This is a genomic window from Bacillus sp. Marseille-Q1617 (assembly GCF_903645295.1).
Lineage (GTDB): Bacteria > Bacillota > Bacilli > Bacillales > Bacillaceae_B > Rossellomorea.
In genome coordinates, this window is the sequence record NZ_CAHJXM010000002.1 from 831,682 (window position 1) to 849,009 (window position 17,328).

18 protein-coding genes and 1 riboswitch are annotated in these 17,328 nt (G+C 43.7%); of the genes, 16 read left to right on the forward strand and 2 right to left on the reverse strand.

Annotated elements, in window-relative coordinates; genetic code table 11:
• Positions 1-120 precede the first annotated feature (120 nt).
• Together HWX64_RS15515 and HWX64_RS15520 are read right to left on the reverse strand one after the other, a co-directional pair.
• The gene (locus HWX64_RS15515; RefSeq protein WP_254871167.1) at positions 121-750 is read right to left on the reverse strand and encodes a YitT family protein; all 630 of its coding nucleotides are present in this window, start codon (positions 748-750) and stop codon (positions 121-123) included.
• Positions 751-1,260: 510 nt separating this feature from the next.
• Positions 1,261-1,395, reverse strand: a complete 135-nt coding sequence (locus tag HWX64_RS15520; protein ID WP_175990430.1) for a YuzL family protein — start codon at positions 1,393-1,395, stop codon at positions 1,261-1,263.
• Between the two features lie 298 nt (positions 1,396-1,693).
• Between HWX64_RS15520 and HWX64_RS15525 the strand changes: the two genes are divergently transcribed.
• From HWX64_RS15525 to sufC, 16 genes are all read left to right on the forward strand, one after another.
• Positions 1,694-4,102 carry a 3-hydroxyacyl-CoA dehydrogenase/enoyl-CoA hydratase family protein gene (locus HWX64_RS15525; protein WP_175990431.1) on the forward strand — a complete coding sequence of 803 codons (2,409 nt, stop codon included), beginning with the start codon at positions 1,694-1,696 and terminating at the stop codon, positions 4,100-4,102.
• 35 nt (positions 4,103-4,137) lie between these two features.
• Positions 4,138-5,316: an acetyl-CoA C-acetyltransferase gene (locus tag HWX64_RS15530; RefSeq protein ID WP_175990432.1), complete on the forward strand. Its 1,179-nt coding sequence runs from the start codon at positions 4,138-4,140 to the stop codon at positions 5,314-5,316.
• Positions 5,317-5,567: 251 nt separating this feature from the next.
• Positions 5,568-7,352 (forward strand): acyl-CoA dehydrogenase family protein, encoded by a 1,785-nt coding sequence (locus HWX64_RS15535; protein ID WP_175990433.1) that lies wholly within the window; start codon positions 5,568-5,570, stop codon positions 7,350-7,352.
• Between the two features lie 342 nt (positions 7,353-7,694).
• A complete protein-coding gene (locus tag HWX64_RS15540) occupies positions 7,695-8,477 on the forward strand; it encodes an SDR family oxidoreductase (RefSeq protein ID WP_175990434.1) in 783 nt (260 codons plus the stop codon).
• A 31-nt stretch (positions 8,478-8,508) separates the two neighbouring features.
• On the forward strand, positions 8,509-8,811 hold the full coding sequence (locus HWX64_RS15545) for a metalloregulator ArsR/SmtB family transcription factor (RefSeq protein WP_175990435.1): 303 nt from the start codon (positions 8,509-8,511) through the stop codon (positions 8,809-8,811).
• A 150-nt stretch (positions 8,812-8,961) separates the two neighbouring features.
• Entirely contained in the window at positions 8,962-9,318 is a 357-nt protein-coding gene (locus tag HWX64_RS15550; protein ID WP_175990436.1) for an arsenate reductase family protein, read from the forward strand.
• 147 nt (positions 9,319-9,465) lie between these two features.
• Positions 9,466-9,849, forward strand: coding sequence for a glycine cleavage system protein GcvH (gcvH, locus tag HWX64_RS15555; RefSeq protein WP_175990437.1), 384 nt, complete (start codon positions 9,466-9,468; stop codon positions 9,847-9,849).
• A gap of 93 nt (positions 9,850-9,942) precedes the next feature.
• Entirely contained in the window at positions 9,943-10,179 is a 237-nt protein-coding gene (locus HWX64_RS15560) for a YusG family protein (RefSeq protein WP_175990438.1), read from the forward strand.
• A gap of 523 nt (positions 10,180-10,702) precedes the next feature.
• On the forward strand, positions 10,703-11,065 hold the full coding sequence (locus HWX64_RS15565; protein WP_175990439.1) for a toprim domain-containing protein: 363 nt from the start codon (positions 10,703-10,705) through the stop codon (positions 11,063-11,065).
• A gap of 2 nt (positions 11,066-11,067) precedes the next feature.
• Entirely contained in the window at positions 11,068-11,391 is a 324-nt protein-coding gene (locus HWX64_RS15570) for a thioredoxin family protein (RefSeq protein WP_254871168.1), read from the forward strand.
• 262 nt (positions 11,392-11,653) lie between these two features.
• Complete coding sequence (locus HWX64_RS15575) at positions 11,654-12,007, forward strand: hypothetical protein (RefSeq protein WP_175990440.1); 354 nt, start codon at positions 11,654-11,656, stop codon at positions 12,005-12,007.
• Positions 12,008-12,125: 118 nt separating this feature from the next.
• Positions 12,126-12,230, forward strand: a riboswitch (SAM riboswitch).
• A 147-nt stretch (positions 12,231-12,377) separates the two neighbouring features.
• Positions 12,378-13,400, forward strand: coding sequence for a methionine ABC transporter ATP-binding protein (locus tag HWX64_RS15580; RefSeq protein WP_175990441.1), 1,023 nt, complete (start codon positions 12,378-12,380; stop codon positions 13,398-13,400).
• Positions 13,397-14,065 carry a methionine ABC transporter permease gene (locus HWX64_RS15585; protein WP_175990442.1) on the forward strand — a complete coding sequence of 223 codons (669 nt, stop codon included), beginning with the start codon at positions 13,397-13,399 and terminating at the stop codon, positions 14,063-14,065. Before HWX64_RS15580 ends, HWX64_RS15585 begins: the two co-directional genes overlap by 4 nt.
• A 14-nt stretch (positions 14,066-14,079) precedes the next feature.
• Positions 14,080-14,907, forward strand: a complete 828-nt coding sequence (locus tag HWX64_RS15590; protein ID WP_175990443.1) for a MetQ/NlpA family ABC transporter substrate-binding protein — start codon at positions 14,080-14,082, stop codon at positions 14,905-14,907.
• A 120-nt stretch (positions 14,908-15,027) separates the two neighbouring features.
• Positions 15,028-15,393 carry a carboxymuconolactone decarboxylase family protein gene (locus HWX64_RS15595; protein ID WP_175990444.1) on the forward strand — a complete coding sequence of 122 codons (366 nt, stop codon included), beginning with the start codon at positions 15,028-15,030 and terminating at the stop codon, positions 15,391-15,393.
• A 1,146-nt stretch (positions 15,394-16,539) separates the two neighbouring features.
• The gene (gene sufC, locus HWX64_RS15600) at positions 16,540-17,325 is read left to right on the forward strand and encodes a Fe-S cluster assembly ATPase SufC (RefSeq protein WP_175990445.1); all 786 of its coding nucleotides are present in this window, start codon (positions 16,540-16,542) and stop codon (positions 17,323-17,325) included.
• The last annotated feature ends 3 nt before the right edge of the window (positions 17,326-17,328 follow it).

A 17,328-nucleotide genomic window follows, 5' to 3' on the forward strand; every position in this document is an offset into this window, starting at 1 on the left:
GCTCCTCATAATGAAATAGAATAATAGAAACATCATATCATTTTTGGGCTTGGTTTATCCCGTCATCTGATTTGAAAAAACGACCACTCCTGGATGGGAGGGTCGTTTAGGAGTCAATTTCTATTCAGTTGGAAGCGCTGCTTTAGAAAACGATTTTTTCTCGAACAACTGTTCAAAAATCGGATACATATACTGTACGACGAATCCTAATAGAACCGTTACAAGAATCGTCCCGATCCCGATGTCACCTTTAAATAAGAAGGCAAGTGTCAATGCAAATCCTTCAGAGAGGATCCGCGAGTTTCGAAGATTCAAACCGAAACGGGTATGAATCGCCACCATAAGCGTGTCCATTGGGCTTGCAGGGAATTTGGCCTGAAGGTAAATGGAAACACCGATCCCAACTGTCATGATTCCGATTGCAAGGGCGATGAACTGATTGACCATCATCACAGGAGCAAAGTCAGCCAACACAATCAAGAGCCAGAAATCAATTAACAATCCAATAACAAAAATCGTCAGTGTCGCAAGTACGTCCGGACGCTTTTTCATAATGACCGCATTAAGTATGATCAACACGATACCGTTAATGAATACCGCCGTACCGACCGTGATGCCGAACATTCTCGACTCACCCACGGCAAGTGCATCCCACGCAGAAGCCCCAAGCCCCGATTTGATGATCAATGAAACACCCATCGTCAAAATGAATAATCCTATAGTGAAAAATACTGATCTGCGAATCATCATCGTATTTTCTCTCCTTATCTGTAAACGTTATCAAAAGACTGTTGGCTGGACACCTCTAAGATGTTGAAGTAAGAGGTCTGACAACCAAACACAATACACTTAGTTTACTTCATAACGTACAGGGAAGCAAAGTTAATTTTTGCATTTCAGCATATTTAATTCGTTTTATCTGGGTTGGGCACTTTAGTGCTTTATTGGAGCGAGGGACGGGCCTTTGGGGGAACAGGTGTGATTGCAGAAGGGGAATGTTTTTCCAAATATTACTTAAGTCAGCGTATATCGAAATAAGTCAGCATAAATGAAAATTTGTCAGCATATAACTGAAAAAGTCAGCATAAAATGATATTTTTACGCATAAAAAGAAAAAAGTCAGCATAAACCAAAGCCGGTGGGGAAGAAGTTGGTCCAGGCAGCCGAATTCCTCACCATTCGCCTCTTAAAATCTTCACTCAACATTAAAATAGGTCAAAAACAATCACAGGAGCCTGCAAAGGCGCCTGTGATCATCCCTTATTGCTTTTTAAATTGGTTGTTTTGACTGTTTACTTTACCGCCGCCGTCTTCTTCGACAGTCGGACCGGCATTGCCTTTCACACTGGCAGCACTGACTCCTGCCCTTGAAGGATCTTTTTTGCGTTTTGCCATGAAAAAACACCTCCATTCATAAAATGCCCGGATGGACGCAGTTTATGACTTAAAAATTCTGGGCTCTATACAAGGGGATTATGCTTTTAAACATTGTAAGAAGAAGAACCAGCAAAAAAATTTGTAAAAACCTTCATTTTTAAACGTTTAAATATTGCGATATTTTAGAAAATCCGATATATTATAGATAACAGAAACTCACTCGGGTCTTTTTTTTGACCAAAAAATGAATGAGTGTTCATTCAAAGTTGTCCGGACTGCATAACCGGTCCGGTTATCCATTGAAATTATCATCACAATGCAAACAAAGGGGGAGAACACATTGACGCGCAGAATTCAGAAAGCTGCAGTATTGGGATCAGGAGTTATGGGATCGGGAATTGCAGCACATTTAGCGAACATCGGTATTCCGACAATGTTATTAGACATCGTGCCACGCGAATTAACAGACGAAGATAAAGCAAAGGGTTTGACAGAAGAGAGCAGTGCATTTCGTAACCGCTTAAGTGAAAACGCTTTAAAAAAGCTTTTGAAACAGAAACCTGCACCTTTAACCTCTAAACAGAATTTATCGCTGATTACAGCTGGTAACTTTGAAGACGATATGGAGAAAATTGGCGAATGCGACTGGATCATCGAGGTCGTTGTGGAAAATCTGGAAATTAAAAAGAAAGTTTTCGAACAGGTGGAAAAATACCGTAAACAAGGAAGCATCGTCAGTTCCAATACATCTGGGATATCAATCGAGGCAATGTCAGAAGGCCGCTCAGAGGATTTCCAGAAGAACTTCCTGGGGACTCATTTCTTCAATCCGCCCCGCTACCTGAAGCTTCTTGAAGTCATCCCGACGAAGAAGACGGATGGGGATGTCGTGGACTTCATGAAAACATTCGGTGAAGATGTACTAGGGAAAGGCGTTGTCTTTGCAAAAGATACTCCGAACTTCATCGCGAACAGAATCGGAACATACGGCCTGCTTGTTACCGTGCAGGAAATGCTCAAAGGCGGCTACAGCGTCGGAGAGGTCGATTCAATCACGGGTCCAGCAATCGGAAGACCGAAAAGCGCGACATTCAGAACACTTGACGTCGTCGGTCTTGATACATTCGCCCACGTTGCGAAAAATGTCTACGACCAGGTGGAAGGCGAAGAGAAGAAGGTATTCGAAGTACCGGCATTCATGCGTAAGATGCTTGATAATGGCTGGCTCGGAAGCAAGAGCGGCCAAGGGTTCTTCCTGAAGCAAGGCAAAGAGATCCTTGAATTGAATCCGGAAACACTTGAGTATGAGCCTCGTAAAAAGCTGAAAACAGCTTCACTTGAAATGAGCAAGAATGAAAAGGGACTCCCGAATAAAATCAAGTCACTCATCTATGCGAAAGATAAAGCCGGTTCCCTTCTATGGAACATTCTATCTCCTGTACTGACATACTCCGCAGAACTTCACGGTGAAATCGCGGACGACATCGTTGCCATCGACCGTGCCATGAAATGGGGATTCGGATGGGAGCTCGGCCCATTTGAAACGTGGGATGCGATCGGAGTTGAAAAGTCCGTCACACGAATGAAAGAAGAAGGTATAACCGTACCGCAGTGGGTTAAAGAAATGCTTGAAGCGGGACACACTCATTTTTATAAAGAAGAAGAGGGCGAACGGTATTTCTACCATCATGGAGAATACAAGCTTGTAGAGCGTAACCCGAAAGTAATCGACTTGAAGCTTCTGAAGAAGCAAGGAAAGCTGATCAAGAAAAACTCAGGCGCGAGCCTCATTGATATAGGGGACGGTGTGGCACTACTCGAGTTCCACTCTCCAAATAACGCGATCGGCCTGGACATCATCCAGATGATCAACTTCGCTGTAGATGAAGTGGAGAAAAACTTCAAAGGGCTTGTCATCGGAAATCAGGCGAAGAACTTCTGCGTGGGGGCCAACCTTGCCATGATCCTGATGGAAGCGCAGGATGATAACGCTTTTGAAATCGACATGGTCGTGCGTCACTTCCAGCAGGCCATGATGAAGATCAAGTACTCCTCTAAACCGGTAGTCGCAGCGCCATTCGGCATGACGCTCGGGGGAGGAAGCGAAGTATGTCTGCCGACTGCACATATTCAAGCAAGCATGGAAACGTACATGGGTCTTGTAGAAGTCGGTGTCGGCCTGATCCCGGGCGGAGGCGGAAACAAAGAGCTTTATATGAAACACTTAGCAAACCTTCCGAATGGAGTGGAATTCGATCTTCAGAAGGTAGCGAATAAAGTATTTGAAACGATCGCAATGGCAAAAGTGTCGACGTCAGGCGATGAAGCGAGAGACACCAACTTCCTGAGTCGTGCTGATGGAGTGAGCGTAAACGGCGACCACTTATTATATGATGCGAAACAGGCTGCCCTGGCCCTCTTTGAAAGTGGCTACAAAGCGCCGATTCGCAGGAAGGTACCGGTAGTCGGGGAAACGGGATATGGCACTCTTTTACTGGGAGCGCAATCGATGTATCAATCAGGCTTCATTTCCGAACACGATCTCCTGATCGCGAAGAAATTGGCTTACGTGATTGCAGGAGGCAAAGTGCCATTTGGAACCGAAGTTGACGAACAATACTTATTGGACCTTGAGAGAGAAGCATTCTTGAGCCTGATCGCTCAGCCGAAATCACAGCAACGAATGCAGCACATGCTTGTTAAAGGAAAGCCATTACGCAACTAAACATATAAAACCAATTCAGAAAGCGGGGGAACATCATGCGTGAAGCAGTCATAGTGGCTGGTGCCAGAACACCAGTCGGAAAATCAAGAAAAGGGTCATTGGCAGGAGTGAGACCGGATGACCTTGGTGCCCTTGTCGTAAAAGAAACATTGAAACGTGCGGGGAACTACGAAGGAAATATCGATGATTTGATTATCGGATGTGCGATGCCGGAAGCCGAGCAGGGATTGAATATGGCAAGGAACATCGGCGGCCTTGCCGGGCTTCCAAGTTCCGTACCAGCGATCACCATAAATCGATATTGCTCATCAGGTTTACAGTCCATCGCTTATGCGGCAGAAAAAATCATGCTTGGGCACTCTGATACGGCAATCGCCGGCGGAGCGGAATCCATGAGCCTGGTACCGATGATGGGTCACGTGGTGCGCCCGAACGCAAAACTTGCTGAAACGGCTCCTCAGTATTACATGAGCATGGGCCATACGGCAGAAGAAGTGGCGAAGAAATTCGGCGTTTCCCGTGAAGACCAGGATGCTTTTGCAGTGAGAAGTCACCAGAAAGCGGCAAAAGCGATTGCGGAAGGTAAATTCGATGATGAAATCGTACCGGTGGATGTCGTTCAGCGCTCGGTAAATGCAGAGAACAAACTGATTGAAAAGACATTCCAGTTTTCTAAAGACGAAGGAGTTCGTGCTGAAACGAGTTCAGACGTTCTTGCGAAATTGCGTCCCGCATTCAATGTAAAAGGCTCTGTGACAGCAGGAAACTCCTCTCAAACAAGTGACGGAGCAGCAGCCGTCATGGTGATGGACCGTGAAAAGGCAGATGGACTCGGGCTTCAGCCGATGGCGAAATTCAGAAGCTTTGCTGTAGCTGGAGTGCCGCCTGAAATCATGGGGATCGGCCCTGTCGAAGCGATTCCGCGCGCACTGAAAATGGCAGGTCTTGAGCTGTCAGATATCGGATTATTCGAACTGAACGAAGCATTTGCTTCACAGTCGATCCAGGTCATCCGTCAGCTTGGACTGGATGAAGACAAAGTGAACGTAAACGGCGGAGCGATCGCACTCGGTCACCCGCTTGGCTGTACAGGTGCAAAACTGACCCTGTCACTCGTCCACGAAATGAAACGCCGCAACCAGCAATTCGGAATCGTCACCATGTGCATCGGCGGCGGAATGGGAGCAGCCGGGGTGTTTGAACTGATTGGTTAAAAGTTAAATGACTTGAAGATATAAATTTTTATTCGTCTTTTCTAAAGGATTCAATTTTCATTTAAGTGAATCTAGCTGTTGATTGGAGTGCAAGACGAAGACTCCTGCGGGAGAAGTGACCAATGTGAGACCCCGCAGGCGAAGCCGAGGAGGCTCACGGGTCACCCGCGGAAAGCGAAGTCTTGCACGGAAATCAACAGCGGTGTTGAACACAGCCTTTCCATAAAAAAAACGTTAAGGGGATGTCAAATATGGCAAATCAAACAGATAAGTTGATTAAGGGTGGAAGTTTTTTAATTGAAGATGTGAGCTTTGATCAAGTATTCACACCGGAAGAATACTCCGATGAACAAAAAATGATCGCGAAAACGACTGAAGACTACGTACTGAAAGAAGTTGTACCTGTCATCGACAATCTTGAAAACCATGAGTTCGATCATTCTGTGCGTCTATTGAAAGAAGCAGGGGAGCTCGGCCTCTTGGGAGCGGATGTTCCTGAAGAGTATGGCGGAATCGGCCTGGATAAAGTGAGCTCAGCTTTGATCGCAGAAAAAATGTCCAGAGCAGGCGGTTTCTCCATCTCCCACGGTGCCCATGTCGGGATCGGGTCACTTCCAATCGTCCTTTTCGGTAACGAAGACCAAAAGCAAAAGTACCTTCCAGCATTGGCAACAGGTGAAAAACTTGCCGCATATGCATTAACAGAGCCGGGTTCAGGTTCGGATGCTCTGGGTGCAAAGACGACAGCGAAACTGAACGAAGCAGGCACGCACTATATTTTAAATGGTGAAAAGCAATGGATCACAAACTCTGCATTCGCTGATGTATTCGTGGTATATGCGAAAATCGATGGCGAGCATTTCTCGGCGTTCATCGTTGAAAAAGATTATCCAGGCGTTTCTACAGGACCTGAAGAAAAGAAAATGGGAATCAAGAGTTCTTCAACCAGAACATTGATCCTCGAAGATGCTGAAATCCCTGCAGAAAACCTTCTTGGCCAGGCAGGAAAAGGCCATATCATCGCCTTCAACATCTTGAATATCGGCCGTTACAAGCTTGGTGTAGGTGCTGTCGGTGCGAGTAAGCGTGCGTTTGAAGTAACGGTTCAATACACCAATCAGCGCCAGCAGTTCAAGACATCCATCTCGTCTTTCAACCTGACGAAAGAAAAACTGGCGACGATGGCAGCGAAACTATATGCAGCTGAAAGCTCCGTATACCGTACAGTAGGTTTATTCGAGGACCGCATGAGCAAACTTACCGATGAAGAAGTCAAGAACGGAACCGAAGTAGCAAAATCAATCGCCGAATATGCAATCGAATGTTCATTGAATAAATTCTTCGCAACGGAAGTCCTGGATTACGTTGTTGACGAAGGCGTTCAGCTACACGGCGGATACGGATTCATGCAGGAATATGAGATTGAAAGAATGTACCGCGATTCACGCATCAACCGTATCTTCGAAGGCACGAATGAAATCAACCGCCTTCTTGTACCGGGGACATATCTTCGTAAAGCAATGAAAGGTGAACTGCCGCTCCTTCAGAAAGCACAGGCTCTTCAGGAAGAACTGATGATGCTTATGCCAGAAGAAGTTAGCGACGAGCCATTGGCACAGGAAAAATATCTTGTGAAAAACGCGAAGAAAATCGGTCTGATGCTTGCAGGATTAGCTGCTCAGAAGTTCGGAAAGGCACTCGAAAAAGAGCAGGAAATCCTTGTGAACATTGCAGATATCGTATCGAATGCATATGCAATGGAATCTGTCGTCCTTCGTACAGAAAAAGCGCTTGAGAAGGGCGGAGCTGAAAAAGCGAAGCAAAAACTTCTTTATACGCAAATCTTCTGTCAGGAAGCGTTCAATGAAATCGAAGCGCATGCAAAAGAAACGCTTGTGGCAACAGAGCAGGGTGACACTCTACGTATGATGCTTTCAGCGCTCCGCAAATTCACGCGCCACACACCGATCAATGTGATCGCGGTTAAGCGTGAAGCATCTGAAAAGCTGATTGATGCTGAGAAGTATGTTGTTTGATAAGTGACTTTTTGGTGAAAGGAACGGACCTCCGTTTGGGGGTCTGTTTTTTGTTTTTGGGGTCATTATCTTGAGGGAGAGATAGTAATCCAGTCAACTATTGAATTAATTACGTCACCAATATAAATAATTCAATCATACATTTAAATAATTCCGTCACACCGCCTCATCATTCCCTCACAAACCCCATTGATTCAATCAACCGGTCAAATTCTACTATAGCAGCTGGTGTACGCACTCAATATCCGTTCTCTTGACGTATCCCTAAGTATAAATTATTATATGTTTAAACACTTAAACGTTTAAGCGTTTAAACATAACGAAATAAGGTGGAAAATATATATGAAAAACAAAACCGTACTGATCACAGGGGCATCAAGTGGAATAGGGCTTCATTTTAGTCATAAATTTGCTCAAGCGGGCCATAACGTGGTCCTCGTGGCGAGAAGTGAGGAGAAGCTGCATTCTCTTGCTGCAGAATTAGAAGGGAAATACAAGATCAAAGCACATGTTATCAAAGCTGATCTAGCCGAGACGGGAGCATCCCGTTTCATTTATGAACAAGTTACGTCAAATGACATCGAAGTTGATATTCTCATTAACAATGCCGGGTTTGGATTGTTCGGTGAATTTGAACAGACTGAGATTGAGAAAGAAAAGGATATGATTCAAGTAAACATTACAGCCTTGACCGAGCTTAGCAAGTATTTTGGAAAGGAAATGGTGAATCGGAAGAAGGGACAAATATTGAACGTGGCTTCCACTGCAGCCTTCCAGCCGGGACCATTAATGTCCGTATACTATGCCACGAAAGCGTACGTCCTTTCATTATCAGAGGCACTTGCGAATGAATGGGAGGAATACGGAGTGCAGGTGATGGCACTATGTCCGGGAGCTACTAAAACAGGGTTCAGTGATGCAGCCGAACTTCAGGAATCAAGACTCTTCCAGTCGGGCGTCATGACTGTTGAAGAAGTAGTAGAAGAAGCCTATAAGCAGATGGCCCATCAAAAGAAGGTAGTGATCATACCAGGGATGAAAAATAGAGTGCTCGCCGGGTCCATTCGATTCATGCCGCGTAAACTGGTCACAAAGATTGTCCGCAAAGTCCAGGAACGGATATAATAAAAGTGAATGAAGTAGAAGGGAGAATATTATGGGGCAAAAAGCCATTGATACATTCCGTGCTTGTACTCCTTTATTTCAAGCATTAAGTGATCCGTATCGGCAGGACATCATTGTCCTTCTTGCTGAAAAAGAACCGCTTACGGTCAATCAAATCACTGAGCATCTAACTCTATCCCGTCCGGCGGTCTCCCACCATTTGAAAATATTGAGAGATCAGCAGCTCGTCTCCCTTGAGCAGAAAGGGACACAGCGTTTCTATTCTTTAGAACTTGATCATGCGGTTGAACTTCTAAAGCAACTGGTGGGGACAATAGAAAATCACTGTGAATAAACCTTCTGTAAAAGAAGGAAAATAACGAAGGCTGTCGAAATTAGTCTAATAGGTAAAATCCTTAAACCAGGGAACGGTGATATATCCAGTTCCCTACTTTTTAATATTGAATGATATATGCTGACAACCAAATCGAAAGGTGGTGGTAACATGTCATTGTCTTTTTATTCATATCCAAAATGCGGAACGTGCCGGAAAGCAAAGAAGTGGCTTGAAGACAATAACGCAGATTTTAATGAAATACATATCGTTGAAAATCCCCCGTCCAAGGACGAGCTGAAAAGCCTTTATGAAAAAAGCGGTCTGCCGCTGAAAAAGTTTTTCAATACCAGCGGGAAAAAGTATCGTGAACTTGGATTGAAGGATAAGGTGAACGATGCCCCTGATGAAGAACTCCTTGAGATCCTGTCTTCAGACGGCATGCTCATTAAACGTCCGATCACAACAGATGGTTCCAAGGTGACGGTCGGATTCAAAGAAGAAACGTTTGAAGACACCTGGAAATGAGGGTACATTCCATTTCGTGTAACCAGCTAATGGAAGCCCCTTAAACGGCTTATAAAAAGTTTCAAAGGAAACACTTTGTTTTCTTGCTTTTTTATAAAAGAGTGTGTCAATATTAGGTTGTATACCAAGTATTTGGAGGGATTTGAAATGAGTACACCGAAAGATCTTCGCTATTCTGAAGAACATGAATGGGTCAAAACAGAAGGGGAAAACGTACGTATTGGAATTACTGCATTTGCACAATCTGAACTTGGCGATATCGTATTCGTGGAGCTGCCTGAAGTAGGCGACGAAGTTAAGGCTGACGAGCCATTCGGAAGCGTTGAATCAGTTAAAACTGTTTCAGAACTGTACGCACCGGTTTCAGGTAAAGTCGTTGAAGTAAATGAAGATCTTGCTGACAGCCCTGAGTTTGTTAACGAGTCTCCTTATGAAAAAGCTTGGATGATCGTTGTTGAACCAACTGATGCTGGAGAAGTGGACAAGCTGATGACAGCAGAACAATATGAAGAAATGATTAACGAAGGTTAATACCCGGGAACACCTTGAGTATATTCTCAAGGTGTTTTGTTTTTCATTTGGGGCATTCTAATGGTAGATGCCATTAAAGAAAGGATGACCCCTATGACTCTTGAACCAAAGAAACTGGATGTCACAGACCGTGTGACTGGAAAACTGAAAAATGGAGAGTTGGAATTGTATCTTGATAATCAGCCGATCGGCAGAATGGCTGTGCCTCTTGAAGGGATCGCCATGGAACCTGATTTTGAAGCGAAAGAAAATAAAATTTTCCAAAACTACACCGCCACAGAAGGAACCGATGCACGATATACTGACTGTGACGAAGGCGGCTGGTGTTAAGTTTCACTTGAAAGGGTGCCAGACTTCTCCTCATGGAAAGCCGGCACCCTTTTGCCTGTTTTAATGCTAATGCAAGGTATTGAGTTGGTAAGATATATTTAATACGCTTTATTTTAATGAAAAAGATTTAAGCCTGTTCCAGCGGTTGATTGGAGTGCAAGACGAAGACTCCTGCGGGAAAAATAGCTAATGTGAGACGTGTCCAGCTCCGGGGCTTAGAGGCACATGTCATAAGTCAACTCGTCCAAGAAGGCAAAAAACGCCTTCACGGCCGATTCGCCTTATCCCCCCCGCCTCTCTTCAAAGCCCCTCCGCTTTTCTAACCCGCAGGAACGGAGTGACGAGGAGGCTCACGGGCTACCCGCGGAAAGCGAAGTCTTGCACGGAAATCAACAGCGGAGTTCAGCCTTTTTTCTTTCTATTTCCAAAAAAAAATGAGAAGATATAAGTAAGTAGCGGACATCATCTCTAATTAATTGAATATACTATCCTAATCTTATTTTTGAAAGATAAGGTGATGACAATGTTGGAATTTGGTGATGAAAAAGTAATCATCGTAGAAGGTACAACAGATAAACGAAAGGTAGAAGGGATCATTAAAGAACCCATTGAGATTATCTGTACAAATGGAACCATCAGCATTACAAAAATGGACGAACTGATTGATTCGCTGGAACAGAGAGATGTTTATATACTGGTGGATGCCGACCATGCAGGAGAAAAGCTTCGAAAACAATTCAAGCGTGAGTTTCCCGAGGCAGAGCACTTATATATCGACCGGATGTATAAAGAAGTGGCATCTGCACCTGAATATCATTTGGCTTCTGTACTGATTGGCGCCAATATTGATATACACACGGAATTTCTGGAAAAAAGGATGAGTTAACGTTGAATGAGGTAAGTAGTACAAGTGCGCTTTATGATTCAATAAACACACATGAACTTTCGGCCGTTTATCTCTACACCCCTATGTGTGGGACATGCCAGGTAGCAGGCAAAATGATGGAAGTCGTGAAAAAGCTTCCGCAGTCCTTTCATTTTGAAAAAGTCAATTTGAATTACTTACCACAGTTTGCAGAAGAACAGGTGATTGAAAGTGTGCCATGTTTGATCCTATATAAAAATTCTGAAGAGAAGGAAAGGATTTATGCCTTTCAATCTGTGCCCTATCTATATGAAATGTTGAAGAAAACAGAGACCTTTAATGGATAAAGGTCTTTTTATTTTGTCATTTTCGCTATCACTTTAATATAGGTGTCCAATGTAGCTGCTCAACCCTGAAAACCTTTCTACAAACTAGGACATATTTCTTGGGAAATGAAGAGAAATTGCTCGGAATTTATATTCTGAATATTCAATATTATCTATTTCGACAGTGATTCATTATTACTTCAAAATCATGTCGAGCAACTGAAAAAGGATAGAATATCCAAATGTAGAATTAAGTAGTAAGAAGATTCGCGGGAGGGTATTTATGAGAAATCATTTAGAGACGTTAATTGAACAATGTCATGCCAAGTACCATCTGCAGCTGTTATTTCCTTCAGATCCATTTATTCTTGCCTTCGAATGTGAAAATCAGCGCTACACCATTTCTCTATCAAATAATGAGTGCTTTATTATGGAAGACAGTATGAAATCTGAACCTCAATTTTTTATCGATGGAAATAAGGAAATGATTACACGTGTTTTAAAAGGGGATGAGCTTTTATCGCGGATGGTTGAAAACAATCAATTATCTGTTCGCGGTGGTTACCGCCCGCTGTTGTTCGTGGAGTCTGTGTTGTGGTTGACAAGACCCATCATAAAAGAGACTGTGGAAATTTAGTGATTACTCTAATCTTCTGAAAAAAAAGAATTGACACCCTTTATATGTGGTGATAAAATCACTTTTGTAGCAAATTTTCTGAGACTTTACACATATTAACTTAATATATTTAGACTTACTCTTATTTAGAGTGGTGGAGGGACGTGCCCTATGAAGCCCGGCAACCGTCAATTTTATTGAAATGGTGCCAATTCACTCAAAGCTATGCTTTGACAGATAAGAGGAAGGATAATCATATGATTATGCCTTTCTGCTTATCTGCGGGAAGGTTTTTTTATTGCCCTCATACCTAGACTGTGGGCAATAAGAGAAGTATTAATTCATATTAGAACGATCGTTTTACTCAAGAAGAAGGAAGGTGACCGACATCATGATTACCATCTCAGACGTGAAGAAAATATATCAATCGAAATCAGGCCCGATTTCTGCAGTGGACGGAGTGAACCTTTCCGTTAAGGAAGGTGAAATATTCGGGGTGATCGGCTATAGCGGTGCCGGTAAAAGTACGCTGATCCGGATGCTCAACGGACTTGAGGTCCCGACTGAAGGTGCTATTAACGTGGGCGGTCAGGCAGTATCTACGATTAGAGGTAAAAAGCTCCGCGAGGCAAGACAATCGATAGGCATGATTTTTCAACATTTCAATCTGTTATGGTCAAGGACTGTCATTGAAAATATTCAGTTCCCCTTGGAGATAGCAGGTGTTCCTAAAAAAGAAAGAAATAAAAGGGCAAATGAACTGCTGGCTCTTGTCGGCCTTGAAGGGAGAGGGGATTCGTATCCTGCGCAGCTGAGCGGCGGCCAGAAGCAGCGTGTCGGCATCGCAAGGGCACTTGCGAACAACCCGAGTGTACTTCTGTGTGACGAAGCGACATCTGCACTTGATCCCCAGACAACCGATTCCATCCTTGATCTGCTTGTGGATATCAACAAGCGCCTGGGACTGACCATCGTCCTGATCACGCATGAAATGCACGTCATCAAAAAAATCTGTCATCGTGTAGCCGTAATGGAAAATGGGAAGGTTGCTGAACTCGGGGATGTGCTCGAAGTATTCCGGAATCCTCAGCAGCAGGTGACAAAAAGGTTTGTGAAGGAAGTGTCTCAGGATCAAGATTCGGATGAAGTGATTGAACAGCTCATCCAAGATTACTCGACAGGGAAGGTCTTGAAATTTACGTTCGTGGGTGAATCGACCGGGCAGCCGCTGATCACCTCCCTGATCAGAAAATTCGACCTTGAAGTGAATATCCTTCAGGGGCAAATATCCCAGACACAAAAAGGTGCATACGGCACATTGTTCGTTCATCTGGACGGAGCGGAATCCCAGCTTAAAGAAGCCCTTGCGTTTGCCGAAAGCCAGTTGGTGAAAGTGGAGGTGATGGCAGGATGATCGAAACGATCTTTCCGAATGTCGATTGGGAAAAGCTCTGGGAAGCAACACTGGAAACCCTTTATATGACGGGGATGTCCGTCCTTATCACGTTTGTATTGGGTATCATTCTCGGGATCCTTTTATTTTTGACATCCAAAGAAAATCTTTGGGAAAACAAACTCACTTACACTGTAACAAGCGCTGTCGTGAATGTATTCAGGTCGATCCCGTTCATCATCTTGATCGTCTTGCTGATCCCGTTCACGAAGTTCTTGCTTGATACAATCCGCGGTGCAAATGCAGCTCTGCCGGCACTCATTATCGGGGCTGCGCCGTTTTACGCCAGAATGGTCGAAATCGCCCTGAGGGAAGTAAACAAAGGCGTCATTGAAGCAGCAAAGGCAATGGGCGCTAAGACAAGTACAATCATAATCAAAGTGCTCATTCCGGAATCGATGCCGGCGCTCATATCGGGTATTACGGTGACGGCCATCGCCCTTGTCGGATATACCGCTATGGCAGGGGTCATAGGGGCAGGGGGACTTGGGAACCTTGCTTACCTGGACGGTTTCCAGCGCAGCAGGGATGATGTCACTCTGGCATCTACGATCATGATCCTCGTGATCGTGTTCGGAATTCAATTCATTGGTGATTTCTTTACAAAAAAATTAGATAAACGCTAAAAGGAGAGAACAACATGAAAAAATGGTTAGCAGGAGCAGTAGCAGCAGCAAGTATTTTTGGATTGGCCGCTTGCGGAAATGATTCAGGAGCGGGAAGCGATGAAAAGGAACTGGTAGTGGGTGCTTCGAATGTACCGCACGCTGAAATCCTTGAACAGGTAAAGCCGATCCTGGAAGAGAAGGGAATCGATCTTCAAATCGAGACGTATCAGGATTATATCCTTCCTAACAAGGATCTAGATAACGGCGACATCGACGCCAACTATTTCCAGACGATCCCTTACATGGAGCTTCAAATGAAGGATAATGAGGGGTATGATTTCGTCAATGCGGGCGGCATCCATATCGAGCCGATCGGCGTTTACTCCAAGAAGTATAAATCCCTGGAGGACCTTCCGGAAGGGGCAACGATTTTGATGAGTAACTCTGTTTCCGATCACGGACGCATCCTAAGCTTATTGGAAAAGAAAGGGCTCATCACATTGAAGGATGGAGTCGAAAATACACAGGCTCAAATTGAAGATATAGAGGAAAACCCAAGAAACCTGAAATTTGATTATGAATATGAAGCGGGTATGCTTCCGCAAATGTACGAAAATGAAGAAGGCGATGCCGTGGTCATCAACTCCAACTATGCCATCGATGCCGGCCTGAAGCCGCTTGAAGATTCAATTGCCATCGAAGATACTGATTCTCCATATGTGAATGTCATCACTGTCAACAAAGGAGACGAAGATAAAGAAGAAGTGAAAGAACTCGTCAAAGCTCTGCGCTCAAAAGAAATCCAGGATTTCATCAATAAAGAGTGGGACGGGGCGGTTGTTCCTGTTTCAGAAGAATAAGTTTAACGAAACCCGATGACTTCATCGGGTTTCTTTTATGAATAAATTTCGGACATAATCCATTCCTGATTGGCTCATACTATCTTCGATGAATCTAAATCGAAAATGGAGTTGAACAGGATGCAAATGGAACCTAGAAATACAACCGAAGCGGCACTTCATGACTATAAAATGGGGCTTGGGATCTTCACGGAAAAAATGCCTGAGCTTGCACAGCATTATAATACATTCACAGAGCACTGTTTCAGGGAGGGTGTCCTTACTACAAAAGAAAAGCAGTTGATCGCCCTTGGAATCAGCCTCTATTCACAGGATGAATACTGCATCATCTACCACACAAAGGGATGCATCGATGAAGGATGCTCTGAACAGGAAATCCTTGAAGCCGTTGGAGTCACCGCGGCATTCGGCGGCGGGGCAGCCATGAGCCAGGCTGTCACCCTGGTACAGCAATCCGTGCAGGAACTGAACCAGCTTAAACAATAACTCAGAAAGCGGAAGGGCATGGATCGAAGCCCTTCCGCTTTTTAGTTTCTTCTATTATATATAGGACTTTAGTTCATGAGGGTAAAAAGTTTGGCATGCAGGGGATGTGGAAGATACAGGCTGCTGTCTCCGGCTGCATAAAGGTTATTTGACAAGTTGCACGTAAATGTAAAAAGTGGCATGTATTTTCGAAAAGAGGATTGATTAATCATTATTTGGTTCGATTTTTAAAAAATGGAACGGAAACGTGAGAAAGTGGAACATAAATAAAATGGACTTGGAGGTACATCAGAGGATCAAGTCTGCGTGTCCTTTTTGACGATTTGTTCAATGTAAGCGCTTTATTTTTATACAAGCATCTGGATATTTACTAACTTACCTATTATTTGCTAGTATAATGGCGGAATTTTATGAAAACTTAATAATACCCTGCTGTAAAAATCTTCTGAATATGATTTTTTAGAAAAAATGAAGAAATACGGGTTTTGTGTTCAGCAGGAGGGGGTAGTATAGTTATGAATATAAAATTTGAAAGGAATGATTCATTATCGACTCTCTTGAGGGTTTGTCGTACACAAGTGAAATGGAAAAGGCGATGCATAGTGCCCATGGAATTGGATACGAGGTGTACAAACGAAAGCATGCAGTGAGGATGCAAGTAGAGAAGCAAAGAGAGCAGGACTACAAGGAAAGTCGAAGAATGATTGCGGCACTTGATAGAAAAGTGCATGCTAATATATAATAGATGCAAAGGAAAACCAGTGTTGATTCAGACACTGGTTTTTTTCATGAATGTAACGTAATAATTGGAACTTCACGCATCACTGGCAAATCACAGTCTTGCGGGAAATCAACAGCGGTGTCAGGGATCCACAAAGAATAATAGCCAACGGATTATCATGTAATTTCTTCCTATTTATATAGGAAGAAACCTGGACAGGCTCTTTCATGGCAGTCCCTACATTTTTATGTGGTTTTCAGCAAACAATAGAGAAGGATTTACATGCCGGATTAACCTTGGCCGCTGATTCTGAAAAAGTTGATAATACCTTTTATTTGTTATAAGATTGTAATGATAATAAATTGAGAATGAGTAAGGGAGGAATCTCTTACATTCATTTTATAAAGTCACGGAGGTATATACACATGGCAGGTTCTACTTTAACAATTAAAGATCTTCATGTTGAGATTGAAGGAAAGGAAATCCTTAAAGGGGTTAACCTTGAAATTAAAGGTGGAGAAATCCACGCAGTAATGGGACCAAATGGTACAGGTAAATCTACTTTATCTTCTGCGATCATGGGTCACCCTAAGTATGAAGTCACTAAAGGAAGCATTACGTTTGACGGTGAAGACGTGCTTGAAATGGAAGTAGACGAGCGTGCACGAGTAGGTCTATTCCTTGCTATGCAGTACCCAAGTGAAATCAGCGGTGTAACAAATGCTGACTTTTTACGTTCTGCAATCAACAGCCGCCGCGAAGAAGGCGATGAGATTTCACTAATGAAATTCATCCGCAAAATGGATTCTGAAATGGAATATCTTGAAATGGATCCGGATATGGCACAGCGTTACCTGAACGAAGGTTTCTCCGGCGGTGAGAAGAAACGTAATGAAATTCTTCAATTGATGCTTCTTCAGCCAAAGATCGCAATCCTTGATGAGATTGATTCAGGCCTTGATATCGATGCCCTTAAAGTTGTTTCCAAAGGAATCAACAAAATGCGCGGAGAAGATTTCGGCTGCTTGATCATCACTCACTATCAGCGTCTTCTTAACTACATCACACCGGATCATGTCCACGTGATGATGCAGGGCCGCATTGTAAAATCAGGCGGAGCAGAATTAGCTCAGCGTCTTGAGGCGGAAGGGTATGACTGGATCAAGGAAGAGTTAGGAATCAAAGACGAAACTGTTGGCCAAGAAGCGTAAGTG

Coding starts and splice junctions, on each gene's coding strand:
- HWX64_RS15515 (WP_254871167.1), bottom strand. CDS start 750: ATGATGATTCGCAGATCAGTATTTTTCACTATAGGATTATTCATTTTG.
- HWX64_RS15520 (WP_175990430.1), bottom strand. CDS start 1,395: ATGGCAAAACGCAAAAAAGATCCTTCAAGGGCAGGAGTCAGTGCTGCC.
- HWX64_RS15525 (WP_175990431.1), top strand. CDS start 1,694: ATGCAAACAAAGGGGGAGAACACATTGACGCGCAGAATTCAGAAAGCT.
- HWX64_RS15530 (WP_175990432.1), top strand. CDS start 4,138: ATGCGTGAAGCAGTCATAGTGGCTGGTGCCAGAACACCAGTCGGAAAA.
- HWX64_RS15535 (WP_175990433.1), top strand. CDS start 5,568: ATGGCAAATCAAACAGATAAGTTGATTAAGGGTGGAAGTTTTTTAATT.
- HWX64_RS15540 (WP_175990434.1), top strand. CDS start 7,695: ATGAAAAACAAAACCGTACTGATCACAGGGGCATCAAGTGGAATAGGG.
- HWX64_RS15545 (WP_175990435.1), top strand. CDS start 8,509: ATGGGGCAAAAAGCCATTGATACATTCCGTGCTTGTACTCCTTTATTT.
- HWX64_RS15550 (WP_175990436.1), top strand. CDS start 8,962: ATGTCATTGTCTTTTTATTCATATCCAAAATGCGGAACGTGCCGGAAA.
- gcvH (WP_175990437.1), top strand. CDS start 9,466: ATGAGTACACCGAAAGATCTTCGCTATTCTGAAGAACATGAATGGGTC.
- HWX64_RS15560 (WP_175990438.1), top strand. CDS start 9,943: ATGACTCTTGAACCAAAGAAACTGGATGTCACAGACCGTGTGACTGGA.
- HWX64_RS15565 (WP_175990439.1), top strand. CDS start 10,703: ATGTTGGAATTTGGTGATGAAAAAGTAATCATCGTAGAAGGTACAACA.
- HWX64_RS15575 (WP_175990440.1), top strand. CDS start 11,654: ATGAGAAATCATTTAGAGACGTTAATTGAACAATGTCATGCCAAGTAC.
- HWX64_RS15580 (WP_175990441.1), top strand. CDS start 12,378: ATGATTACCATCTCAGACGTGAAGAAAATATATCAATCGAAATCAGGC.
- HWX64_RS15585 (WP_175990442.1), top strand. CDS start 13,397: ATGATCGAAACGATCTTTCCGAATGTCGATTGGGAAAAGCTCTGGGAA.
- HWX64_RS15590 (WP_175990443.1), top strand. CDS start 14,080: ATGAAAAAATGGTTAGCAGGAGCAGTAGCAGCAGCAAGTATTTTTGGA.
- HWX64_RS15595 (WP_175990444.1), top strand. CDS start 15,028: ATGCAAATGGAACCTAGAAATACAACCGAAGCGGCACTTCATGACTAT.
- sufC (WP_175990445.1), top strand. CDS start 16,540: ATGGCAGGTTCTACTTTAACAATTAAAGATCTTCATGTTGAGATTGAA.